Here is a 21,202-nt window from a genome sequence, read left to right on the forward strand (position 1 = left end):
GCCCGTATGCAGACATTAAGAGGCTAGACCCCTGTGGCATTGACGATTCTTGGCCTGTCCGGCGCCCTTAGCCATGATCCTTCCGCGGCGCTGTACATAGATGGCAAGCTGATCGCGGCGGCCGAGGAAGAGCGCTTCGTACGCGATAAACATGCAAAGAACCGCATGCCCTACGAATCGGCGAAGTTCTGCCTGGAACAGGCCGGCATCAAGCCGTCCGACGTCGACGTGGTGGCGATCCCGTTCGCCCCGATCAGCCTGTTCGGTGAAGCTCGCTGGCACTACGCCAAGCGTTACTGGTACGCCCCGGACCGCGCGCTCGATGCGATCCTGATGGGCAACCGCCGCTACAAGCGCTATCGCCGCAAGATTGTCTGGTGCCTGGAGCAATTGGGCTTCGATCCGAAAAAAATCAAGATCGAGCCGGTCGAGCATCACCTGGCCCACGCCTCCAGTGCCTACCACTGTTCGGGCTTCCAGGAGAAAACCGCGATCCTGGGCATCGACGGCAAGGGCGAATACGCCACGACCTTCTTTGGCTATGGCGAAAACGGCAAGATCCACAAGATCAAGGAGTTCTTCGACCCGGACTCCCTCGGCGGCCTGTACGGCGCGATCACCGAGTTCCTGGGCTTTGAAATGCTCGACGGTGAGTTCAAGGTCATGGGCATGGCGCCCTACGGCGATGCCAGCAAGTACGACTTCTCGCGCCTGGCTTCGTTCGAAAACGGCGAGTTGGTGATCAACACCGACTACGCCAACGTGATCGGCCTGCGACGCTATAAAGAGAAGGGCAAAGGCTTCTACTTCTCGCCGAAGCTGATCGAATGGCTCGGTCCGAAACGCGAAGGCGACATCGCCGACGAGCCGTACATTCACTACGCGGCCAGCATGCAGGCGCTGTTCGAGAAGCTTGCGCTGCAAATGATCGATCATTACCTGGGCGACGTGCTCAAGGAAACCGGCAAGCTGGCTTTCGCCGGTGGCTGTGCGTTGAACGTCAAGCTGAACCAGAAAATCATCGCCCGTGATGACGTCAAGGAGCTGTTCGTGCAACCGGCCTCCGGTGACGCCGGTACCGCGGTGGGGGCGGCAGCTTATGTGTCCCACGCCCGTGGCGTGCCGGTGGAGAAGATGGAGCATGTCTATCTCGGCCCGGCCTACAGCAACGAAGACGTGATCGCCGCCTGTGCCCGCCATCCGAGCAAGCCCGCGTGGCGCAAGATCGACAACACCCCTGAGCGCATCGCCAAGATCATGGTCGACGGCAACCCGGTGGCCTGGTTCCAGGGGCGCATGGAGTTTGGCCCGCGTGCCTTGGGCGGTCGCTCGATCATCGGTTGCCCAAGCGCCAGCGGCGTGGCCGATCGCATCAACGAGCAGATCAAGTTCCGCGAGCGCTGGAGGCCTTTCTGCCCGTCGATGCTCGACACCGTGGCGCCACAGATGATCAAGGTCGATCACCCGGCGCCGTTCATGACCTTCACCTTCGAAGTGGCTGAGGAGTGGAAGACCCGCGTACCGGAAGTCGTCCATGAAGACGGCACGTCCCGGGCCCAGGTGCTCAAGCGCGAGTACAACCCACGCTACTACGACATGATGAAGGCGCTGGAAGTCCTGACCGGCAACGGCGTCTCCCTGAACACCTCGCTCAACCGTCGTGGCGAACCGATGATCTGCTCGCCGACCGATGCGTTGAACATGTTTTTTGGTTCCGACCTGCAGTACTTGATCATGGAAGATATCCTGGTGGTCAAAGACGGCGTGGATGCTTATGACTGAAGTGTTGATCAGCGTCGTCATTCCTGCCTACAACTATGCCAAGACGTTGCCCCGCGCGGTGAACTCGGTGGTGGCGCAGTTGAGAGATGCCCAGGCTGAACTGCTGGTGATAGACGACGGTTCCACTGATGCGACGCCACAGGTTTTGGAGCAGTTGCTGGTTGAACATGCCGGTTGCTTTCGAGTCCTGCGCAAGCCCAATGGTGGTCTGTCTTCGGTACGAAATCGCGGGATCGAGGAGGCTCGGGGGCAATACTTGATCTTCCTGGATGCCGATGATGAGATGGCTCCAGGCGCGCTGGCTGCGGTGGCCCAACATATCGCCAGTCATCCCGAGAGCCGTTTTATCATTGGTGGGCACTGGTCGGTGTTTTCCGATGGGCGTCGGGTCCAGCACCGCGTAAAACCCTTGCCTGCCACACCGCGTGAACGTGTGCGTGGCTACTTGCTGGACAAGACGGTGACGCTGTCCAACGGTGCCTGTGTGATGCATCGCGATGTGTTTGCGCCGGGCAATTACCCCGAGCACTTGCGTAACGTCGAAGATATCCCGGTGTTTGCCCAGGTGTTGGCGCGTTTCCCGTGCAGCGTTCTCGATCAGCCGCTGGCGCTGATCTATAAGCATGACGACAGCATGCGGCACGACCTCAAGCAAAGCCTGGCGGCGGGCGTGGGGGTGGTTGACGAGGTGTTTTCCCCTGCGCGCTTGCCTGAGCTGCAGGACTTGCGCCAGGCTTTCATGGCTCAGCGCTGCCTGTCGTTGTTCCGGGATTGCTACACCGCTGGCGACTATGTCAACGCCAGGGCTTTTTATGCACAAGCTGTGCGCACCGATATTCGTTCGCTCACGCGTTGGACCTACACTCGCAAGGCCATTCGGTTATTGTTCAAATGAGTGCGCTATCGCCTGACGACAGTGGGGTCCAGGCGGTTGGATGCTGGGCGCAAAAAGCGCGTGAGTTGGATCGCTATCGCTGGAAACTGCTGCGCGAGCGTCATGGTCGCTGTGGCAGTTTATTGCGCCTGGTTCGCGATGTGCTGGTGGACGTCGTGGTCGGAATACGCACCAAGGCGTGCTTGAGTGGCTCGGTAGTCACCACGCCCTGTGAAGTGCTGTTGCTTCACTCGGCACCCAAGTCCATGGCGCTGCAGCGTAAAAATATTCTGATCGACTCCCTGCGCAAGCGCGGACACCATCTGGCTGAAGCGGCGTTACGCTCCCCCTCGGACGCCTGTGCCCTGCGTATGCTTTTGGCGCCGCCGCAGTCTGTACCGCTGCGATATCTGGTATATGCCGCCCATGCACAGTGGCTGGTGATGACGTACCAGCCCAAGGTGCTGATCAACGAGCGCAACGGTAGTCTCCATGCGCCGTTTCTGCGTCTGGCATTGGCTGCGCGTGGCGCTCGGCTGCTGCATCTGGCCCATGCCGCGACGCTGGAGTCTTCTCGACGACTGGCGATGAACGACTTTGATTACTACGGCGTCTTTGGGCGCAGTTCACTGGTGGCCTTGCAGGAACGAACGTTGCGGTTCGGAGAGTCGACGGTGGTGCTGGTCGGTTCCTACCTTGCCGATGAAACCTATGATTTACCCCCCGCCGATCCGGCTCTCCAGACGTTGTTGATTCTGGGGGTTGGCCCTGACCGGGAGAAAGAGCCGGGTTACCAGCGCACTTATCAGTTGCTGTGCAACTGGGCCGGGCAACATCCGCACTATCGCGTTCTGTTTAAGCGTCATCCGCGCAGCAAGGCGCAGTTCTGGAGCGATGCGGCCCTTCAGTTCACCAACATTGAGTTGCTGGACATCAAGTGCTCATTGGCTCAGGCGCTCGCGCAGTCCAGTGTTGTCGTCAACATCATGTCCAATGCCGGTATCGAGGCGGGGCTGGCGGGGCGGCCGGTGATTCATGTGAACGCGGGCAGCGACGTGGATGTTTTCTCTCATTCGTTGTTTTTCGGGCCTCAAGTTCGCAATGAGCAGGCGCTTTCCCGTCAGCTGCAAATGCTTGAGCAAGATTATCAAGGGCAGGTGGCTCAGGCCCGACGGTTTGCTGACTATCACCTGGTGCACGGTTCCCAGGGGTTGGCGAAGACCACTCAACTGGTCGAAAACCTGCTTCGCGGTGAGGACCCAAGGCGCGACTTCGAGACCATCAGGTTGCCTGCCGTCGGTTGAAGGAGGCTCAGGCGCCTAGGGCCTGGCTCAGTTCACGTTCGTTGCACACGCTTTGCTGGTTGAGGTAATACTCAAGAAACTGATTGTCCTCAAGCAGCCACTGGCGATCCTGTCGATAACGCAGGATATGTTTGAAGTTGCGCAGGCGCAGGCTCTTGCGCAGCGGCTTGCGATAGGTGCGCAGATCGGCGATATCGATCAGTCCCAGCTTGTTTTCAGGCGTCAGTACGACGTTGCCCAGGTGCGCAGAGCGAAAGTAGATACCCTTCTGATGCAGTTGCGCAATGAACTCACCCAAACGTGCCCGAAGCTCTCCATTGCCGTCCACGTTCAGCAGTTGACGCAGGGTTTGGCCGGGGAGTGGGTCGTAATGGACGGCATCGCGTTCAATGCTGGGGATGCGATAAATCTGACGAATTTGCGGGCACTCGATGCCACGTTCACAGAGCATTCGGCAGTTGTCGGCGAAGCGCTTTGCGTAAGGTGCCCAGAGTGCGGAGGTCAGCAGGCGTTTACGACGAAACAGCTTGAGTATCGAGCCATCAGTCAGGAGCAGGACTTTATCCCCTTTACCATCGGCTTCGAGAACGTCGGCACCTTCGCGCAGGCTGAGATAAAAAGCATGGTCGAGCGTTTGCATCTGTGCTCCAGGATTTGGCCCGATGGATGGGCCGCCGGCTATGTTACCGCAGTGTGCATGCTGCAAAAAACAGCTGTGATATAGTCGCGCCAATTTTCAAGGGACCCCGGCCCTGTCCATGGGGTCGCCTGGACTCTGTCACAGAGTGTTGTTTCTGATCTATGTTGCTATTCGCCATGCGTCGGCTGGCGTGTAGATGCCGCTTATCTTTTGGACACTCCATGACGACAATGCTGTTCATTTCTTTGGCCGCTCATCAGGGCCTTTACTTCAATCGGTTGCTCAACGAGACGGAACTGCAAGGCAAGGTCGTTACCCCTTCACAGATGCCTTGGCTTGGGTCACTGCAGATATCCAGAATTCTTTCTCGCGTCGACTGGTCAAGCCTGATCGAAGAGAAATGCGAGGAACGTCGCGTCAAGAACAAGAACAATGGCTGGCTGTACCGCCTGTTGTTGCGTCTTGAACTCTTTGGGATGGCACTGCGGGCCCAGGCTTTGCTTAACCGTGAGCGTCCTGATGCATTGGTATTCTGGAATGGTTCCCATCGCTATTGCCGATTGCTGACGGCGCTGGCCCCGTCGAGTTGCAAGACGTTCTTTTTCGAGAATGGCCTGTTGCCCGATACTACGACTGTGGACCCCAAGGGCGTGAACTACCTGAATGCGGTTCCGCGTGAGGCCGATTTTTACCTCAACTATCCTTACTTCGTGCCTGAAAACCAGGCGGCGCCAGTGCTGATCCCCCGTCCGCCTCGTACCACGGGCCCGGCACCCATTACGCTGCCGCAGCAGTTTGTCTTCGTTCCGTTTCAGGATGACCGAGATAGCCAGGTTCGGCTGTTTTCTCCCTGGATCAGCAACATGCGCGAGATGTTTGCCTTAGGCGAACGCCTGGCTAAAGAAACGGGGCTGACTGTGGTGTTCAAGGAGCACCCGTCCAGTCGCGAGACGTACCCGGAGCTGCATGAACGTACTCATGAGCGCGTGCTGTTCGCCAACGGTAATTCTACCCAGCAATTGATCGAGTCCAGTCTGTTTGTGGTCACGATCAATTCGACGGTTGGCCTGGAAAGCCTGCTCCTGGGCAAGCCCGTGCTCACCTTGGGCCAGGCCTTCTTCAACATCGAGGGGTTGGTGATGCATGCCGACACTGCTGGGCAGGTGGTGGAATTGGCGCGTGCATTCCCGCGATGGCCGCTCAACGAGCAATTAAGGCGTAACTTCCTGCACTACCTTTGCGAGCACTACTGCATTAAGGGTAGCTGGAAGACGGCCGATAAAGCTCAGTTACAACGAGTTGCTGATCGAATGCTGGGGAAAGTTGAGTGCTGACAGAAATGAAAAAAATGATCAACAAGGATGTCCTGGCGGTGTGGGCATCCATCGGTTTCCTCGTTTTATTGTGTGGGGCGTGGGTACTACCGAACAACAAACTGTATCACCAGATGTTGATTTTCCTGCTATGGCTCCCCGCCTTGCTGGCACTGTTTCATCGGGATTTTCGCCTGTTACTCAAGCAGCCTGAGTGCATTCTTCTCGTCTTGTTCGTGGCCTGGACGTTTCTGGTATTGGCGGTTGAGGGGGGGGATAACGTCTTCGGCAAGGTCAAGGTGACATTCTATGTAGCCCTGACCTTGGCAGGCGTGTTGCTGGCGGCACAGAACCGCCAGTGGCGGGTAGAGTCCATGTTGTTGTACGCATCGATTATTGGCGGTGTTTTTGCGGCCGCTTCCTGGGCATATTTTTATGGTCTGTCCGCTCGGCCTTTGCAAAGTCGGTTGATTGCCATCGGCTTGTGGGACACCCCGATCATGGCCGCGCACGCGGTGGGCGCCTTGGCGGTTATTGGCGTGTTCACGCTGCGAACCAGGCGCTTCACTCCTGCTGTGATGGCGTTGCTGCTGATCCCTGCGATCGGATACGCGCTGTTTCTGGGCTTCAGCCAAACGCGCGGTGTTTGGATCGGCTTGGTAGTCTGTCTATTCGTAATGGGGATAGCGCGACCGTCACGCCTGGGAAGTGGACTGATTCTTCTGGGGGTTCTGGGAGTGGCGTCCATTGCTGTGTTCAAATCGGAAGTTTTATTGCAGCGTGGCGTTTCTTTCCGGCCCGAGCTATGGCGAGGTGGTGTTCAGTTGATTCTGGACCACTGGGCGACGGGGTTGGGATTCAAAGAGTACCTGATTCCGGTCCCTGAGCTAGGACAGTCATTCAAACATCCCCATAACCTCTTTCTGGATACCGGTGTGCGTCTCGGGGTGCCCGGCCTGCTGTTGTTCGGCTGGCTGTGGCTGGCGGCTGGCTGGCGCGGCTGGATTTCGCGAGCTCAGCCGCTGGGTCAAGTGTTGCTGGCACTCTGGGTTTTTTCCGGGACGTCGTTGCTCACCGATGGCATCGGTCTCTGGCTCAAACCGAACGCCGACTGGTTGATCACCTGGCTGCCGATTGCTTTGAGTATTGTGTTGGCCGCTCGGGGGGACGCTGAAACCAGAAACTCCACCCAGAGCGTTTCTGCTGCTTGATGTCGGTGACGCGAAGGCGAATGGCTGCCTCTGCGCTGTCCGGTCGTTCAGTCCTGGCTGAGCCGGTGCTGTAATTCGTTCGCTGTTACAATCTACATCTTGTCTCTTTTTTCAAACGTCCGAGGCGCACCGAATGGCCAATTCCGACCAGCAATCGAGCATGACGATTTACCTGCGGTTGCTGAAATACGTGCTCCCGTACTGGGGCGCCTTCGCCATCAGTATTATCGGTTTCGTACTGTTCGCATCCAGCCAGCCGATGCTGGCAGACATGCTCAAGCATTTTCTCGACGCTTTGCAGAAGCCCAATGACACTCAGTTCATGGGCGTTTCGCTGGTGCTCGGCGTGCCGTTGCTGATCGTGCTCATTGCGGTCTACCAAGGTATAGGCTCATTCCTGGGTAACTACTACCTCGCCAAAGTTGCTCGTGGTGTTGTCCACGACCTGCGCTGCGCCCTGTTCGATAACCTGCTGACCCTGCCTAACCGCTACTTTGACAACCATAACTCCGGCCACCTGATTTCCCGTATTACCTATAACGTGACCATGGTCACCGGTGCCGCCACTGATGCGATCAAAGTGGTCATTCGTGAAGGGCTGACGGTGGTGTTCCTGTTCGGATATTTGCTGTACAGCAACTGGAAAATGACGCTGGTATTGCTGGCGATCCTGCCGGTTATTGCCGTTCTGGTGAGTAGCGCCAGCAAGAAATTTCGCAAGCAGAGCAAGAAAATCCAGGTGGCGATGGGGGATGTGACCCATGTGGCTTCGGAGACGATCCAGGGCTACCGTGTGGTTCGCAGTTTTGGCGGTGAAAACTACGAAATCGAACGGTTTCACAAGGCCAGTGCCGACAACATGAACCGCAGCCTGGGCATGACCCGGACCCAGTCGATCTATACGCCTATGCTGCAGTTGGTGATCTACATCGGCATGGCCGTGTTGATGTACCTGGTGCTTTACCTTCGCGGTGATGCTTCCGCCGGCGAGCTGGTTGCCTATATCACTGCCGCCGGTTTGTTGCCCAAGCCCATCCGTCAATTGTCGGAGGTCAGCGCCACGATCCAGAAGGGTCTGGCCGCTGCGGACAGCATCTTCGAGCAACTGGACGAAGAACCGGAAGTGGACAAGGGAACCAAGGAGATGGCGCGTGTCGGTGGTCGCCTGGAAGTGCGCAACCTGAGTTTCCAGTATCCAGATACCGAGAAAGTCGTGCTCGACGATATTTCCTTTACCGCCGAAGAGGGGCAGATGATCGCCCTGGTAGGACGCTCGGGCAGCGGCAAGTCGACCTTGGCCAACCTGATTCCGCGTTTCTATCATCATGACAAGGGACAGATTCTGCTCGACGGCGTGGACGTCGAGGAATACAAGCTCACCAACCTGCGGCGCCACATTGCCTTGGTGACCCAGCAGGTCACGTTGTTCAACGACAGCGTTACCAACAACATCGCCTACGGCGACCTCGCTGACGCGCCCTTCGAGGACGTGCGCAGGGCTGCCGAAGATGCGTACGCCGCCGAGTTCATTGAGCAGATGCCTCAGGGGTACGACACCCTGGTGGGCGAAAACGGTGTCCTGCTTTCCGGCGGTCAGCGCCAGCGCCTGGCGATCGCCCGAGCCCTGCTCAAGAATGCACCACTGTTGATTCTGGATGAGGCGACCTCGGCTCTCGACACTGAGTCCGAGCGTCACATCCAGGCGGCCCTGGACCAAGTGATGAAAGGCCGCACCACGCTGGTGATTGCTCATCGACTGTCGACCATCGAGAAGGCTGACCTGATCTTGTTGATGGACAAAGGGCGTATTGTCGAGCGCGGCACTCATGCCGAGTTGCTGGCACTCAATGGTTTCTACGCTCGGTTGCACGAGAAAGACTTCGTCGAAGGTGCCGAAGAGGCAGCGAAGGAGTCCTTCGTTTGATTTTGAGTTACTGGCGGGCCTGGCGAGAAAGCGGTTGGACCCCTATTGATGCTGCGGCTTACGCTCTTGCCTGGCAACAGTTTGGCGGCAGTGTGGCGACTCACCCTGATGTGGTCGAGCGGCTGGCCGGATTTGTAGGCATTCCTGTACGTTATCTGGGCTGGTTCGTCGACGGTCAATTGTGTGCTGCGATCCCGACCTGGGGCCGTCATGTGGCCTTATCCAAGGATGTGCTCAAGCGTGAAGGCAAGCGCGGCATGCTCGATCTCGGCAATGCCGAGGTCATCCTGCCGGTTGCCGAAGACACTCGGATTCGCGTACGGCATCGCATGCGCTATGTGTCTGCACTCAATGCCCAAAGCATAACGGGCCTTGCTGAGCAGCCTGAAGGCTTGGCGCTGGCCCGTGAGCCCGAGGATTACAGTAAGAAATTTCGGTACAACCAGCGTCGCGAGCAGCGTTTGCTGGAGGATGCGGGCGGCAGCATCCGGCCTATGCTGGAGCTCAGCGCCGGCGAGCAGGCGGTCATCTATGCCGACCTGTTCCAACGCCGCTGGAACTTCGAAGCTCCAGGCAAAAAGCATCTGGCTGAGGTGTTCGGCCTGATGCGTGAGTTCATGACCGGGTCCTTGATCTACTTGAACGATGAGCCGGTGGCGATTCAGATCCTGTACCGGGTCGAGGCCCCCAAGTGGACCAGCCTTGAATACATCAACGGCGGCGTCGACCCGCAGAGTCGCGAGTTCAGTCCTGGCAGCGTGCTCAGTTTCGTCAATACCCAAACCGCTTGGGAGCAGGCTCGCGCCCTGGGCAAGCCGCTGCGTTATTCGTTCGGCCGTGCCGACCGCGAATACAAGGATCGCTGGTGTCACCGGGTTCCGGTCTATCAGGTTTGAGCGAGGGTAAACAGCCATGAGCGGACGCAAGCAGCAATTGCTTAAACGCCATCGTCAACGCAAACGTCTGATCCTGATTGGCATGTTGCTGGTGGCGTCCGCACTGGGCTTTTTTGTGTCGTGGTGGTCGTTGCCGCTTTTCCTGTTGCTGGGCTGGATCGCCCACGAGGCCTGGTTTTGCGATCATCTGTTCTATGCTCCGAACGACGATTATCGTTATGACTTCCCGCCAGGCACGCCGCAGTTTCCCGCCATTTTGAACGATGGCCTGTTGCAGGTGGCGGGCGCGTTCAGTGCGGGGCAGACGCTGATTCTGCAGGTGCGGGTCAAAAGCCACTGGTTGGGACGTTTTTTCGATCCTCAGGTATGGATCGGTGACGACCGCCAGGATCTGGAGCGCGGTGTCGCGGGTGAGCGTTTCCTCAATCTGTCCGGGCAGGATTCGGCGCTGACGAGCGGGCTCCTGAGAGTGCACGGCCGTTTTTGCAGCCTGGCGTCACAGGCGACTCTTCATGTGCTGAGCACTCCGGATTTTGGCCAGCAACGTTTGCTCGTCATCGCTCCTCATGCCGACGATGCCGAGCTTGCGGCTTTTGGTCTCTATAGCCGGGCCAGCGATGTGGCTATCGTCACGCTGACCCAAGGGGAAATCGAAGCCGAGCACTATCGCGATATGGGCCTGGACGCCGCTCAGGCTGCTCGCCTCAAGGGTCGCCTGCGTAGCTGGGACAGTCTGGCGGTGCCGTTGTGGGGTGGGGTGGCGCAGCAGCAATGTGTGCAATTGGGCTACTACTGCCTGCAGTTGGGGGCTATGGCGCAACAACCGGAGCGAAGCTTTGGCTCTCTGGAATCGGGCGATAGTGATATTCGGGACGTGCGCCGGTTCAACGCCCTGAGTCTGCCGGGTGACGTCGACGGCCAGCCGAATTGGCGCAACCTGGTGGCTGATCTGGTACGGATGCTTGAGCATCACCGGCCCGACGCGGTAGTGACACCTCATCCCGAACTGGATCCTCACAGCGACCATGTTGCCAGTACTCGCGCCTTGATGGAGGCCATTGAACTCAGTACCTGGCGCCCGCGTACCCTGCTGCTGTATGCCAACCACCTGCACGACAACGACCGTTGGCCAATGGGCCCGGCAGGCTATGGTATCGCCTTGCCTCCAGCCATCGAGCCGTTGCCGGTCGATGGCCTATGGAGTCCGCTGCTGGATGCGCCGACCCGCATGGACAAGGCCATGGCGTTGGGCATGCAGCACGACTTACAAGGCCGCCCCCCCTTCAAAAGGCAATTGCGCCGAATGATTCAACGGTTGTTGGCCGGACGTCGCTGGCCTCGCACCGGGGAGGATGAGTTTTTCCGCAAGGCGGTGCGTCGACATGAGCTTTTCTGGGTGCGTCCGCTGGCTGCCCCGCAGCAGGATGATCACTGAAGTATTTGTTGGCGAGCCGGCACAATGTGGTGTTCGGCCTATGCTTTGCTTTGGGCAATAAGTCGGGAATACGCGCCCATGCCGCGCACAGGCCGGTAAACCCTAATGCAATTCGATATCCGGGAGAGGCTCGGTTATGGACAGGACGACAAAGGTATCGACACAACGGCCGGCGATTCGGCCCCAGGCGCTGACGGTATCCCCGCAGGCGCGGGCGGCGATCAAATCCCAGCGCCCGCGATGTATCTGGCTGACCGGGCTGTCCGGGGCGGGAAAATCAACCTTGGCCAATGCGTTGGAAGTTCGCCTGCACGAACAAGGTTTCCACACCTGTCTGCTTGACGGGGACAACCTGCGTCAGGGGCTATGCGGTGATCTGGGCATGAGTCCGGAGGCGCGCAAGGAGAATATCCGACGAATCGGCGAGGTGGCGCGGTTGATGGTCGATGCTGGGCTGATTGTCATTGTCGCGGCTATTTCCCCGTTTCGAGCTGACCGTGAGGCCGCACGGCAATTGTTTCCCCAGAATACTTTTCTCGAAGTCTATATGAGCACGCCTTTCGACGTTTGCGTCCAGCGGGACCCCAAGGGGCTTTATCGGGAAGCGCTCGCTGGAAGGATCAAGAACTTCACCGGGCTCGACAGCCCGTACGAGGCGCCGCTGGCAGCCGATTGCGAGATCGACACGGGTGAACTGGAGTTGAGCCAGGCCTGCGACCGGCTGTGGGCGCTGTTGCACCGCTGAGCAAAAGACGTGAGCGCATCCGGTCAAAGCCATGAACAAGCCTTGCGCCAACCCTGTGCTAATATCCCGCCCTTGTTCATTTTGTATGTGGGATGCTCCATGAAGTTGTCCATGCCGCGATTCGATCAAGCCCCTGTATTGGTGGTCGGCGATGTCATGCTCGACCGCTATTGGCATGGCGGAACCTCACGGATTTCCCCTGAGGCGCCGGTACCGGTGGTCAAGGTCGAGCACATCGAGGATCGCCCCGGTGGTGCCGCCAACGTTGCCCTGAACATCGCTGCTCTCGGCGCGCCGGCCTCCCTGGTGGGTGTGACCGGTGACGACGAAGCCGCCGACAGCCTGACCAACAGCCTCAAGGGCGCCGGGGTTCGGGCAATATTCCAGCGCATCGCGCACCAGCCGACCATCGTCAAGCTACGGGTCATGAGCCGTCACCAGCAACTGCTGCGGATCGATTTCGAAGAACCGTTCGCCACCGACCCCCTGGCCCTCGGTGCCGAAGTCGATCGCCTGCTCGAAGGCATCAAGGTGCTGGTATTGTCGGACTATGGCAAAGGTGCGTTGAAAAACCATCAGGTGCTGATCCAGGCCGCTCGTGCCCGGGGTATCCCGGTAGTGGCCGACCCCAAGGGCAAGGATTTTTCCATCTACCGTGGCGCGAGCCTGATCACGCCGAACCTCAGCGAGTTCGAAACCATCGTCGGTGGTTGTGTCGATGAGCACGACTTGGTGAGCAAAGGCGCGCAGTTGATGCAGGACCTCGACCTCGGCGCCTTGCTGGTGACCCGTGGCGAGCATGGCATGACCCTGCTGCGTCCCGATCACCCCGCGTTGCACTTGCCGGCTCGTGCCCGTGAAGTGTTCGACGTGACGGGGGCTGGCGACACCGTGATTTCCACCCTGGCCGCCGCGCTCGCCGCTGGCGAGGAATTGCCCCATGCGGTGGCCCTGGCGAACCTGGCGGCAGGCATCGTCGTCGGCAAGCTCGGTACGGCCGCTATCAGCGCCCCGGAACTGCGGCGCGCCATCCAGCGTGAAGAGGGTTCCGAGCGCGGTGTCCTGGGCCTGGAGCAATTGCTGCTGGCTGTTGACGATGCCCGTGCGCACAACGAGAGAATCGTCTTTACCAACGGTTGCTTCGACATTCTGCATGCCGGTCATGTGACGTACCTCGAGCAGGCCAGGGCCCAGGGCGATCGTCTGATCGTTGCGGTCAATGACGATGCGTCCGTGAGCCGTCTTAAAGGGCCTGGGCGCCCGATCAACAGTGTCGACCGGCGCATGGCGGTCCTCGCCGGTCTTGGCGCGGTGGACTGGGTGATCAGTTTCAGCGAAGGCACGCCGGAAAACCTGCTGCGCCAGGTCAAGCCGGATGTGCTGGTCAAGGGCGGCGACTATGGGATCGATCAGGTCGTGGGGGCAGACATCGTCGCGGCCTACGGCGGCACCGTGAAGGTGTTGGGACTGGTGGAAAATAGCTCGACGACGGCTATTGTGGAAAAGATCCGCAATAACTGACGTGTCAGGCAAAGCGCAGAACTTGTGGGAGCGAGCAAGCTCGCTCCCACAAGGGCTCATCGTCCAGCTAGATGATGAGCATCAGGCTCAACGAGCCGCCTTGCGCGGCACGATCTTCTTGAGCAATTGCCGGGCCTTGCCCTTCAGTCGGGCCAGGCCCGACTCCTTGCCCGGTGGCGTCAGCCCCTGCTGGCGCAGCCAGTCCTTCCAGCGAATCCGCTCGTCTCGCACCAGCCAACCGTCCTGCCGGGCGAAGCTCTCCGCCAGGTACAGCCCGCGGGTGCTGGCCGGGTACAGCTGATCCTTTTTCAAGGTATACAGCTCGGGCATGGGTTGGCCGTCCTGCAGCGGCATCAGGTACAAATCCGGTCGTTTGCGATCCAGGCGCGCCACCAGTTGATCGCCCTCAAGTCGCTCATCGACGTGAAACAGGCTCAGGGACTTGGCTTCCTTGGGCACATCCAGGCGCAAATCGTAAATCAGTTGCAAAGACGCCGTCGGCAGATGCACGTAAGCCCGCGGCCGCTCGATCAACTGCAGGTTGGCGCTGCGCACCGGGCGGGCCGAGCCCGACAGCGGGGTCAGGCGAAACGGCAGGGCTTCGCGGTAGTGCAGGGCGGTGGCATAGGGGGCGGGTAGCCAGGTGTCGTTGAACCGTCCGCCGAGCCAGCCCTCAGGGGTTTCCAGCAGGCACTCTTCGGCAATTTCACTGATGGCGGTGAGCAGTGGCAGATTCAGCTCATGGGCCGGGACGTAGCCGGAAATCAGCTTGAGCACCACATCGCCACGATCCTGCCGCCGCTGGCGTACCAGCACCCAGTAGTCGCGGTTCTGCCAATGCAGGGTCAGGCGTACCGAGACGCCGAGGTTTGCCAGCTCCAGGGAAAAGCGTTCGGCGTCGGCCACGGTGACGGGACGGCGGCGCTGCAGGGTCTGGGAGAAGTTCAACGGCATCCCGACACTCTGGTAAGTCAGGCCTTCGGGTGTCGCTTCGACGAACAGGGGCAGGGTCTTGAAGTTGCTTGGGTTCTTTCTGATAAGCGTACGCGGCATGTCGGCTCCTGCTTAATGCCGCGCAGGGCGGCGTCAATTTTTACGTAGGACCTTGGCTACGGTCGCGACGTTATGGGCGAGGTGCAGCGGATTGATGGTGCCGACAATAGCACTGGCGACTCCGGGATGCTCAAACAACAGTTCGAAGCTGGCACGGACAGGGTCTGTTCCGGGGCTCAGGCAGACGTGACCGCTGGCCAGGGCTTTCTTCACCAGGATCGCTTTGCCGTGCTCGGCCGCGTAGTCAATGACAGCCTTCTCGTTTCGTTCGTTCAAATTGTAGGTGACCATTGCGCAATCGCCTTGCTCCAGAGCTTTCAAACCGCCGTCGACGGTTTTGCCGGAAAAACCGAAGCCACCGATCTTGCCCTCGCGCTTGAGCGCCGCCAGGGTCGGGTAGACCTCGCTGTCGTTGAGGATCGCCAGGTCATTGCCGTCGGAGTGCACCAGCACCAGGTCGATATAGTCCGTTTCCAGGCGCTGGAGGCTGCGCTCCACCGAGAAGCGGGTATGGGCGGCACTGAAGTCGTGGCGCGACTGGCCGTCGCTAAACTCTTCACCGACCTTGCTGACAATCACCCAGTCGTGGCGCTGGCCGCGCAACAGCGGGCCGAGGCGCTCTTCGCTGCGGCCATAGGCCGGCGCGGTGTCGATCAGGTTGATGCCCAGTTCGCGGGCCAGTTTGAGCAGCATGCGTGCTTCGTCATCATCGGGGATGCGAAAGCCGTTGGGGTACTTGACGCCCTGGTCGCGGCCGAGCTTGACGGTGCCCAGACCCAGGGGGGAGACCCTGGGGCCGTTATGGCCCAGCGGACGATAGAAGTCGTGCAGGGTCGGTTGGCTCATGGCAGCAGTTGCTCCCAGGCTGGTACGCCCATGGGCGGTTTCGGCAGGTCCGGCAGTGGCGCCGGGTGACTGGGTTGAATGCCGTCACGTTGCAGGGCACTGATCACCCGATCAGCGAAATCCGGCGCCAGGGCCAGTTTGGTCGGCCAGCCCACCAGCAAACGATTCTGCTCGGCGAGGAAGGCGTTGTCCGGGCGGGTCAGGCCCGATTGCAGAGGTTCGGCGCGGTCCACTCGCAGCGTGGCCCATTGCGCGTTGCTGAGATCGACCCAGGGCAGCAACTGACCGAGCTCTTTCTGGGCGGCTGTAATCTGCGCGGCGGGCTCGCGGGCCACGCCCTCGCCTTCGGCGAGGTCGCCGCCCAGGTACCAGACCCATTGGCCGTCGGCGGCCGGATGGGTGGTCACGGTGACGCGTGGCTTTGGTCCGCCGCCCAGGCAATGGGCGTAGAGCGGCTTGAGGCTCGGGCCCTTGACCAGGACCATGTGCAGCGGCCGGCGTTGCATGGCCGGTTGGTCCAGACCCAGGGCACTGAGCAGGTCGGCGGTGCCGGCCCCGGCGCTGAGGACAATGCGCTGGGCGCGGATCTCGCGGCCATCCACCTTCAGTCCCACCAGTGCGTCACCTTCGCGCAGCGGTTCGATGTGTTGCCCGGCCAGCAAGCCGTCGCCGGCCAGTTCCGCCAGGCGAGCGATCAGGCTGGGCACATCCACCACCAGCTCGGCCAGGCGATAGACCTTGCCCTTGAAGCGCTTGTCTTGCAGGGCTGGCGGCAGTTGCTCGCCCTTGACCTGATCGACCCGCCCGCGCACGGCCTTGCTGGCGAAGAAACTGGTGAGGTTGCCGGCCAGGGTGCCGGGTGACCAGAGGTAATGGGCGTCGGACAGCAGGCGCACGCCGGACAGGTCCAACTCGCCCTCACCCTTCAAGGCTTCACGCCAGCGCCGCGGCATGTCGGCGATGGCTTCCGAGGCGCCGGTCAAGGCGCCGTGCAAGGCGTACTTGGCGCCACCATGAATAATGCCCTGGGATTTGACGCTCTGCCCGCCGCCGAGGCTGGCGCTTTCCACCAGCACGGTCGAAAAGCCCTGGCGGCGCAGGCGCGCATTCAGCCAGAGGCCGGCGACTCCGGCGCCGACAATCAGAACGTCGGTGGAAATAACGGATGGCATGCAGCGACCTCAGTGTTCAAGACGAGGGCGCAGTATACAGACTCGGTGCAGAGGGAATTTGTTGACGATCAACATCGGCAACTTGCAAGGAAAGCTTTTGTGGCGAGGGCGCTTCGCACCCAAGCGGGAGCAAGCTCCCTCGCCACAGAGGTGTTCCAGCTCAAATGATCAGTGTGTTTTCAGTGCCCGGCAGTCTTGGAAAACAGCTGGATCACCACCACCCCCAACACAATCAACGCCATCCCCAGCATCGCCGGCACGTCCAGCTTCTGCCCGTAGATGAACAGGGCCGCCACGCTGACCATGACGATCCCCAACCCGGCCCAGACTGCATACGCCACGCCCACCGGGACAGTGCGCACCACCAGGGTGAGCATCCAGAACGCAGTGGCGTAACCGACGATGACCAGCAACAGGGGCAAAGGTGTGCTCAAGCCTTTGATCGCTTTCATCGAAACGGTGGCGATCACTTCGGCGCAGATGGCGATAGCCAGGTAGTAGTAAGCGTTCATGGGTGATTCCTCTTTGAATGTCGCGTCTTTCGATGGCGCCATTTTAGAGATGGCTCAGATGCGGTAAAGTCATTACCTATCTGTATATGAGATAGGTTGAACCATGAACGTGCAGTGGAATCTGGAACAGTTGCGGCTGTTTGTGGGCGTCGCCGAGAAGCGTTCGTTTTCCGCCGTGGCCCGGGACCAGCGCAAGGCCCAATCGGCTATTAGCAGTGCGATAGCGTTGCTGGAGGCTGACCTGGGGGTGAACCTGTTTGAACGCAGCAGTGGCCGTCAGCCCAAGCTCACCGAAGCCGGCAAGGCGCTGCTGGAAGAAGCGCGGGAAGTGCTGCGCCAGTGTGAGCGCCTCAATGGTCGGGCCCTGGCCTTGATGCGAGGGCAGGAAGCACTGTTGCGCCTGGCCCAGGATGAGGCGATGCCGTATCAGCCGGTCATCGACAGCCTGGTGGCCCTGGCCGAGCAATTCCCGACCCTCGAAGTGCAACTGGCCTGTGCCGCCCAGGGTGATGTGGCGCGCAAACTGGTGGAGCGCCGCGCCGACCTGGGGCTGTTGTTCTATCACGACCAGATCCCCGAGGCGTTGGAGCGCCGGGTCTTGGGCAGTGTCGAGATGGTCACGGTCTGCGGCAAGGGGCATCCAATGGCGAGCCATGAATATGTGACCTGCCTGGAGATGGCCCGACACCGGCAGTTGTTGATGGCGACCCAGTCCAGCGTCTACCCCGGCAGTGAGCAGGCCAGCCCGCAAGTCTGGCGCGCCGACAGCTTCTACGTTTTGGCTGAATGGCTCAGGAGCGGCCTGGGCTGGGCCTGGTTGCCACGGCATGTGGTGCAATACCCGGCGTACCTGGGGGACATGGTCGAACTCAACAGCGAATGGACCCCGCCGGCCCTGGTGGTGGAACTGGTCTGGCGTCGCGACGAACCCCTGGGCCCGGCCGCGCGTTGGCTGGCGGAACGTTTTGCCGTGCAGTTGCAGGCGATTGGCTGAAAAACCGATAAACTCCGCCGCCATGAACAGAACTCTCTATAGCGCGTTGTTTTATCTGGGGCTGCCACTGGTAGCGATTCGGCTGTGGCTGCGGGCGCGCAAGGCGCCGGCGTATGCCCGGCGCATCGGTGAGCGGTTTTCCCGGAGCCTGCCGGTGATGGTGCCGGGAGGCATCTGGGTCCATGCGGTGTCGGTGGGCGAGAGCATTGCCGCCGCGCCGATGATCCGCGCCTTGCTGCAACGTTATCCACAGCTGCCGATCACCGTCACCTGCATGACGCCCACCGGTTCGGAGCGGATCCAGGCCTTGTTCGCCAACGAACCGCGGATCCAGCATTGCTATTTGCCTTACGACTTACCCTGCGCCGCGAAACGCTTCCTTGATCAGGTTCGGCCCTCTCTGGCGGTGATCATGGAGACCGAGCTGTGGCCCAACCATATTCACCAATGCGCCAAGCGCGGCATTCCTGTCGCCCTGGCCAATGCTCGGTTATCGGAACGCTCGGCACGCGGCTACGCGCGCTTCCCAAAACTCACCCGGCCTATGCTTGCCCAGATGAGTCTGTTCGCTGTCCAGACCGAAGCTGAGGCCGAGCGTTTTCGCCAGCTAGGTGCCCGGGCTGAAACCGTCGAGGTCACCGGCTCAATCAAGTACGACCTGACCATTGACCCGCAACTGCTCGAGAATGCCAGCGCCTTGCGCCGCCAGTGGCAGGCGACGGAGCGTCCGGTGTGGATCGCCGCCAGCACCCATGAAGGTGAAGACGAAGTGGTGCTGGCCGCTCACCGTCGGCTGCTCGACAGTTATCCCGATGCGTTGCTGATCCTGGTCCCGCGTCATCCCGAGCGTTTCGACTCGGTGTACCAGTTGTGCCAAAGCGAGGGTTTCGCCACGGTCCGGCGCTCCAGCGCACAACCCGTCACCGCCCAGGCGTCGGTGTTGCTGGGTGACACCATGGGCGAACTGCTGTTTCTCTACGCCTTGGCCGACAGTGCTTTTGTCGGTGGCAGCCTGGTGCCCAATGGCGGGCACAACCTGCTGGAGCCGGCGGCGCTGGCGAAACCGGTGCTCAGCGGGCCGCACCTGTTCAACTTCCTCGAAATCGCCACGCAACTGCGTGCCGCCGGGGCGTTGGTGGAAGTGGACGATGCCCAGAGTCTGGCCCTGGCGGTACAGCGCCTGTTCGAACTGCCCCGCGATGCCCAGCGCATGGCCGAGGCCGGTTTGAAGGTGATGCGCACCAATCAGGGCGCGTTGCAGCGGTTGCTGGAGGGGTTGGGGCGGTTGATTGATTGAGCGACTGAATATCTGTGGGAGCAAAGCTTGCTCGCGATGCAAACGCCCCGGCTCCAGAGAGACTGAGTTGTATTCATCGCGGGCAAGCCTTGCTCCCACAGGATGTTGCTGGCAGGGCTTCCCTCCGAGGGGTTACTGCGCCGGCCGCGAGCGCAACTGCTCCGCTGCCGCCTGGGCCAAGTCCGGCGGCAGGAAGTCCCTGTCCGGGTTGTAGTCGGGCTTGAGATAGCGTGACAGATCCTGCAGGTCCGCCGGGCTCAAGGTGCCGGCGGCCTGCTTGAGACGCAGGTTGTCGAGGATGTAGTCGTACCGGGCATTGTTGTAGTTGCGCACCGAGGTGTACAGCTGACGCTGGGCATCGAGCACATCGACGATATTGCGGGTGCCGACCTGATAGCCGATTTCCGTGGCTTCCACCGCGCTCTGGTTGGAGATGATCGACTGGCGCCGGGCCTGGACCTGTTCCACGTCGGTGTTCACCGCGCGGTGCAGGTTGCGGGTGTTTTCCACCACCTGCCGACGCAGGCCTTCGCGTTGCTGTTCGGTCTGGGTGAGCTGCGAGTAGGACTCGCGCACCTGAGAACTGGTTAGCCCGCCGCTGTAGAGCGGGATACTCAGTTGCAGGCCAATGGTGCGTTGCTCGGCATCACCGCCGTAGCGTTGGCCGGTAGGGTTCGGGTTGGTGAAGCCGAGGCCATCGTTATCACCTTTTTTGTATTGGGCGATTGCATCGAGGGTCGGCGCATGGCCGGCCTTGCGCTGGCGCAGCGTATCCTCGGCGGCGGTCACGGCGTAGTTGCTGGCCAGTAAATTCAGGTTCTGCTTGGCTGCCGTATCCACCCAGGCCTTGGCATCGTTTGGTGCCGGCGGCAGGATCGGCAAGGTATGGACGATACCCTGGAGCGAGTTGTACTGGCGGTTGGTCAACGTGATCAAGGCTTCAAAGGCGTCGTCGACCTGGCGCTGGGCGAGGATTCGATTGGCCCGGGCGGTGTCGTAGCTGGCCTGGGATTGCAGCACGTCGGTCTTGTCCGACAGGCCCACGTCGAAGCGCTCGTTGGACTGGTCGAGTTGGCGCTTGAACGCCGCTTCCTCGGCCTTGGTCGAGGCCAGGTTGTCCTGGCTGCGCAGCACGTTGAAATAGCTCTCGGCGCTCTGCAGGATCATGTTCTGTTCAGTGGCCGACAGTTGCAGCGACGCTTGCTCGTCGACTGACTTGGCAGCCTGTAACTGGAACCAGCGATCGGCACGGAAAATTGGCTGGGACAGCGTGGCCTGGTAAACCGTGGAACTGCGGGTGGCGGTCATCGCCGGCTGGTCGAGCTCGGTACGGGTGTTGTTCAGGTCGGCACCGGCCGAGAGGTTCGGCAGCAACCCGGCACGCGCCTGGGGCACCACTTCCTTCTGGACGCCGTACTGGGCACGGGCCGCGGCCAGATCGGCGTTGTTGTCCACCGCTTCCTGATACACGCTCACCAGATCGGTTTTGGTGGTCAAGGGCGCTTCGGCAGCCCAGGCCATTCCATTGGACGCACAAGACACGGCAAGGGCCAGTGAGAGTTTGCGCAGCATGAGGCGTTCCCTACTTCTCAAATGATTGCGCACAAGAGGCGCGGCGTAGCGAGTGTAGTTGCGCGGGCGCACGGCAACAATCCTGTATTTGCGCCATTCATCACGCCTTTT

At 60.5% G+C, this 21,202-nt stretch carries 18 protein-coding genes; 12 read left to right on the forward strand and 6 right to left on the reverse strand.

What is annotated here, in order from left to right; translation table 11 throughout:
• Positions 1 to 33: 33 nt before the first annotated feature.
• The 3 genes from EPZ47_RS02445 to EPZ47_RS02455 all read left to right on the forward strand — a co-directional run bounded on the left by EPZ47_RS02445 (position 34) and on the right by EPZ47_RS02455 (position 3,960).
• A complete protein-coding gene (locus EPZ47_RS02445; protein ID WP_092222386.1) occupies positions 34 to 1,782 on the forward strand; it encodes a carbamoyltransferase family protein in 1,749 nt (582 codons plus the stop codon).
• A complete protein-coding gene (locus EPZ47_RS02450; RefSeq protein WP_135843381.1) occupies positions 1,775 to 2,677 on the forward strand; it encodes a glycosyltransferase family 2 protein in 903 nt (300 codons plus the stop codon). Before EPZ47_RS02445 ends, EPZ47_RS02450 begins: the two co-directional genes overlap by 8 nt.
• 65 nt (positions 2,678 to 2,742) lie before the next feature.
• Positions 2,743 to 3,960, forward strand: coding sequence for a capsule biosynthesis protein (locus tag EPZ47_RS02455; protein ID WP_238346701.1), 1,218 nt, complete (start codon positions 2,743 to 2,745; stop codon positions 3,958 to 3,960).
• Between the two features lie 7 nt (positions 3,961 to 3,967).
• Here EPZ47_RS02455 and EPZ47_RS02460 read toward each other — a convergent pair whose 3' ends face one another.
• Complete coding sequence (locus tag EPZ47_RS02460; RefSeq protein WP_135843383.1) at positions 3,968 to 4,600, reverse strand: BUD32 family EKC/KEOPS complex subunit; 633 nt, start codon at positions 4,598 to 4,600, stop codon at positions 3,968 to 3,970.
• Positions 4,601 to 4,821: 221 nt separating this feature from the next.
• Between EPZ47_RS02460 and EPZ47_RS02465 the strand changes: the two genes are divergently transcribed.
• The 7 genes from EPZ47_RS02465 to hldE all read left to right on the forward strand — a co-directional run bounded on the left by EPZ47_RS02465 (position 4,822) and on the right by hldE (position 13,645).
• Positions 4,822 to 5,934, forward strand: a complete 1,113-nt coding sequence (locus EPZ47_RS02465; RefSeq protein ID WP_135843384.1) for a capsular polysaccharide export protein, LipB/KpsS family — start codon at positions 4,822 to 4,824, stop codon at positions 5,932 to 5,934.
• Positions 5,928 to 7,124, forward strand: a complete 1,197-nt coding sequence (locus EPZ47_RS02470) for an O-antigen ligase family protein (protein ID WP_135843385.1) — start codon at positions 5,928 to 5,930, stop codon at positions 7,122 to 7,124. The genes EPZ47_RS02465 and EPZ47_RS02470 overlap by 7 nt, the downstream gene beginning before the upstream one ends.
• A 133-nt stretch (positions 7,125 to 7,257) precedes the next feature.
• Positions 7,258 to 9,048 (forward strand): lipid A export permease/ATP-binding protein MsbA, encoded by a 1,791-nt coding sequence (msbA, locus tag EPZ47_RS02475; protein WP_135843386.1) that lies wholly within the window; start codon positions 7,258 to 7,260, stop codon positions 9,046 to 9,048.
• On the forward strand, positions 9,048 to 9,944 hold the full coding sequence (locus tag EPZ47_RS02480; protein ID WP_135847937.1) for a GNAT family N-acetyltransferase: 897 nt from the start codon (positions 9,048 to 9,050) through the stop codon (positions 9,942 to 9,944). The genes msbA and EPZ47_RS02480 overlap by 1 nt, the downstream gene beginning before the upstream one ends.
• 16 nt (positions 9,945 to 9,960) lie before the next feature.
• Positions 9,961 to 11,379, forward strand: a complete 1,419-nt coding sequence (locus EPZ47_RS02485) for a PIG-L deacetylase family protein (protein ID WP_135843387.1) — start codon at positions 9,961 to 9,963, stop codon at positions 11,377 to 11,379.
• A gap of 136 nt (positions 11,380 to 11,515) precedes the next feature.
• Positions 11,516 to 12,124, forward strand: coding sequence for an adenylyl-sulfate kinase (gene cysC / locus EPZ47_RS02490; protein ID WP_135843388.1), 609 nt, complete (start codon positions 11,516 to 11,518; stop codon positions 12,122 to 12,124).
• 99 nt (positions 12,125 to 12,223) lie between these two features.
• Positions 12,224 to 13,645 (forward strand): bifunctional D-glycero-beta-D-manno-heptose-7-phosphate kinase/D-glycero-beta-D-manno-heptose 1-phosphate adenylyltransferase HldE, encoded by a 1,422-nt coding sequence (gene hldE / locus EPZ47_RS02495; protein ID WP_135843389.1) that lies wholly within the window; start codon positions 12,224 to 12,226, stop codon positions 13,643 to 13,645.
• Positions 13,646 to 13,732: 87 nt separating this feature from the next.
• Here hldE and EPZ47_RS02500 read toward each other — a convergent pair whose 3' ends face one another.
• From EPZ47_RS02500 to EPZ47_RS02515, 4 genes are all read right to left on the reverse strand, one after another.
• Positions 13,733 to 14,698, reverse strand: coding sequence for a metal ABC transporter ATPase (locus EPZ47_RS02500; RefSeq protein ID WP_135843390.1), 966 nt, complete (start codon positions 14,696 to 14,698; stop codon positions 13,733 to 13,735).
• Positions 14,699 to 14,731: 33 nt separating this feature from the next.
• Positions 14,732 to 15,544 carry an aldo/keto reductase gene (locus EPZ47_RS02505; RefSeq protein WP_135843391.1) on the reverse strand — a complete coding sequence of 271 codons (813 nt, stop codon included), beginning with the start codon at positions 15,542 to 15,544 and terminating at the stop codon, positions 14,732 to 14,734.
• Positions 15,541 to 16,716 carry an NAD(P)/FAD-dependent oxidoreductase gene (locus tag EPZ47_RS02510; protein ID WP_135843392.1) on the reverse strand — a complete coding sequence of 392 codons (1,176 nt, stop codon included), beginning with the start codon at positions 16,714 to 16,716 and terminating at the stop codon, positions 15,541 to 15,543. The genes EPZ47_RS02505 and EPZ47_RS02510 overlap by 4 nt, the downstream gene beginning before the upstream one ends.
• 179 nt (positions 16,717 to 16,895) lie before the next feature.
• Positions 16,896 to 17,228 (reverse strand): DMT family transporter, encoded by a 333-nt coding sequence (locus EPZ47_RS02515; protein ID WP_046065574.1) that lies wholly within the window; start codon positions 17,226 to 17,228, stop codon positions 16,896 to 16,898.
• A 103-nt stretch (positions 17,229 to 17,331) separates the two neighbouring features.
• Here EPZ47_RS02515 and EPZ47_RS02520 point away from each other — a divergent pair, with 103 nt between their 5' ends.
• Positions 17,332 to 18,222 (forward strand): LysR family transcriptional regulator, encoded by an 891-nt coding sequence (locus EPZ47_RS02520; protein ID WP_135843393.1) that lies wholly within the window; start codon positions 17,332 to 17,334, stop codon positions 18,220 to 18,222.
• Positions 18,223 to 18,244: 22 nt separating this feature from the next.
• Positions 18,245 to 19,519: a lipid IV(A) 3-deoxy-D-manno-octulosonic acid transferase gene (gene waaA, locus EPZ47_RS02525; RefSeq protein ID WP_135843394.1), complete on the forward strand. Its 1,275-nt coding sequence runs from the start codon at positions 18,245 to 18,247 to the stop codon at positions 19,517 to 19,519.
• Between the two features lie 132 nt (positions 19,520 to 19,651).
• Here waaA and EPZ47_RS02530 read toward each other — a convergent pair whose 3' ends face one another.
• Entirely contained in the window at positions 19,652 to 21,091 is a 1,440-nt protein-coding gene (locus EPZ47_RS02530; protein ID WP_135843395.1) for a TolC family outer membrane protein, read from the reverse strand.
• Positions 21,092 to 21,202: the final 111 nt, after the last annotated feature.

The sequence above is a fragment of the Pseudomonas viciae genome (assembly GCF_004786035.1).
Taxonomy (GTDB): Bacteria; Pseudomonadota; Gammaproteobacteria; order Pseudomonadales; family Pseudomonadaceae; genus Aquipseudomonas; species Aquipseudomonas viciae.

What these genes read in the sequence shown, in the direction of transcription:
- EPZ47_RS02450 (WP_135843381.1), top strand. Translation starts at nt 1,775, where the DNA reads ATGACTGAAGTGTTGATCAGCGTCGTCATTCCTGCCTACAACTATGCC.
- EPZ47_RS02460 (WP_135843383.1), bottom strand. Translation starts at nt 4,600, where the DNA reads ATGCAAACGCTCGACCATGCTTTTTATCTCAGCCTGCGCGAAGGTGCC.
- EPZ47_RS02465 (WP_135843384.1), top strand. Translation starts at nt 4,822, where the DNA reads ATGACGACAATGCTGTTCATTTCTTTGGCCGCTCATCAGGGCCTTTAC.
- msbA (WP_135843386.1), top strand. Translation starts at nt 7,258, where the DNA reads ATGGCCAATTCCGACCAGCAATCGAGCATGACGATTTACCTGCGGTTG.
- EPZ47_RS02485 (WP_135843387.1), top strand. Translation starts at nt 9,961, where the DNA reads ATGAGCGGACGCAAGCAGCAATTGCTTAAACGCCATCGTCAACGCAAA.
- cysC (WP_135843388.1), top strand. Translation starts at nt 11,516, where the DNA reads ATGGACAGGACGACAAAGGTATCGACACAACGGCCGGCGATTCGGCCC.
- hldE (WP_135843389.1), top strand. Translation starts at nt 12,224, where the DNA reads ATGAAGTTGTCCATGCCGCGATTCGATCAAGCCCCTGTATTGGTGGTC.
- EPZ47_RS02500 (WP_135843390.1), bottom strand. Translation starts at nt 14,698, where the DNA reads ATGCCGCGTACGCTTATCAGAAAGAACCCAAGCAACTTCAAGACCCTG.
- EPZ47_RS02505 (WP_135843391.1), bottom strand. Translation starts at nt 15,544, where the DNA reads ATGAGCCAACCGACCCTGCACGACTTCTATCGTCCGCTGGGCCATAAC.
- EPZ47_RS02510 (WP_135843392.1), bottom strand. Translation starts at nt 16,716, where the DNA reads ATGCCATCCGTTATTTCCACCGACGTTCTGATTGTCGGCGCCGGAGTC.
- EPZ47_RS02515 (WP_046065574.1), bottom strand. Translation starts at nt 17,228, where the DNA reads ATGAACGCTTACTACTACCTGGCTATCGCCATCTGCGCCGAAGTGATC.
- EPZ47_RS02520 (WP_135843393.1), top strand. Translation starts at nt 17,332, where the DNA reads ATGAACGTGCAGTGGAATCTGGAACAGTTGCGGCTGTTTGTGGGCGTC.
- waaA (WP_135843394.1), top strand. Translation starts at nt 18,245, where the DNA reads ATGAACAGAACTCTCTATAGCGCGTTGTTTTATCTGGGGCTGCCACTG.
- EPZ47_RS02530 (WP_135843395.1), bottom strand. Translation starts at nt 21,091, where the DNA reads ATGCTGCGCAAACTCTCACTGGCCCTTGCCGTGTCTTGTGCGTCCAAT.